Annotated in this window: 1 pseudogene; it reads right to left on the reverse strand. The window is 67.0% G+C overall.

Annotation, left to right across the window (positions count from 1 at the left end):
* Positions 1–1,570: pseudogene (locus FKP22_RS29875) on the reverse strand (type IV secretion protein Rhs); the annotation flags it as partial.

The raw sequence follows: 1,570 nt of genomic DNA on the forward strand, positions 1-1,570 counted from the left end.
GCTCACGCTGGTCTGCACGCTGAGCACGCCGTTGGTCGTGGTGCGGGTCTGGATGATCAGCGCCACGGGCGTGTCGCCCAGGTAGACGACTTCGTAGACCGGGTTGCCGCTGGCGTCGTACTCGCCGATCAGGTGGCCCTGCTCGTCGTAGGCGTAGTAGCGGGCACCGCCGTCCACTCTTGTGGTGGGGCCGGTCTTGGAGACACGCTGCTCGAGCGCGTTGTACCGGTATTGGACGGTGTCGGTGCCGATCTTGACCGAGGCCATGCGGCCGCGCGAGCTGTAGGTGAAGGTGTTGGTGCCGTCGGCCTTGACCTGACCTGTTGCGAAGTAGGTGAAGTTGGTGGTGCCGTTGGGGCCGGTCTCGACGGTGACGCGGTTGCTGCCGCTGGCAATGGTGTTGGCGTAGGTGCTGCCGGCAACGGTCTGGCTGACTCGGTTGTTCGACAGGTCGTAGTCGTAGCCGTTGGTGGTGCTGGCCTGCTGTTGCTGCTTGAGCCGGTCCAGACCGTCGTAGTTGAAGCTCTGGTCGTAGGCGGGTTGGGCGACGCCGGCACCGTCGGTGTGGGTGTAGCCGCTGATGCGCCCGGCGTCGTCGTAGCTCAGGGTGCGGATGAGGCCGGCTGCGGTGCCAGTGCCTGCGGGGTTGCCCAGGGGGTAGCTCTTGAGCCTGCCGTTGGCATCGAAGCCGCGGGTGTAGGCGGTGGCGGTGCTGCCCCAGGTCCAGCCCTGGACGTCGTTCAGGCCGGTGTACTTGAGGTTGTTGAGCACCGTCACGCTGTTGGCGGTGTCGGTGGCGCTACCGTCGGTCTTGATGGGATTGATGCCGATGGTCTTGAGCCGGCCGTCGGCGTAGTAGCTGTAGGTGACGCGGGTCTTGCTGGGGTAGGACTGGGTCTTGAGCTTGCCCAGTTCGTTGGCATTGGCCTCGCCCCAGGTCTGCTTGAGCACGAAGCTGCGGGCCGGGCTGGTGGCGACCGTCTGGGTCTTGGTGAGCACGCGGCCGAAGCCGTCGTGGGTGTAGACGGTGCTGCCGGATTCGTCGGTGAAGCTGCTGAGCTGGCCGGTGCTGTTGTTGGCACTGGTGCTGGGCACCGTGGCGGTGCTGCCGTCGTAGTAGAACTGGCTGCCAACGCCGCTGGTGGTGCCGTTGACGTAGCTGATGGCGGTGAGCCGGCCCAGGTCGTCGTAGGCGTAGGTGGCAACGTTGCTCAGCGCGTCGGTGCGGGTCTGGACGCGGCCGTCGGCAAAGTAGGTGAAGCCGGTGGTGCCGGTGTCGGGGCTGAACAGCGAGCTGGTGTTGCCCAGGCCGCTGGTGGTGTAGGTGGTCTTCTTGACCCGGGGGTCGGTGACGCTGGTGAGCTGGTCCAGGCCGTCGTAGCCGAAGGTGATGACGGGGGCGGAGGCACCGGCAGCGGGCGCGGCCAGGGTGCTGTTGATGCGCCGGCCCAGGCTGTCGTAGCCGTTGGTGGCCGTCCGCGCGGTGGTCTGGCCGGCGCCCTTGGGCAGGTTGACGGTGGTCAAGTTGCCGTTGGCGTCGTAGCCCAGGCCGGTGGTGAGTGCGCCACCG

The sequence above is a fragment of the Ideonella azotifigens genome (genome assembly GCF_006519715.1).
Lineage (GTDB): Bacteria > Pseudomonadota > Gammaproteobacteria > Burkholderiales > Burkholderiaceae_C > Ideonella > Ideonella azotifigens.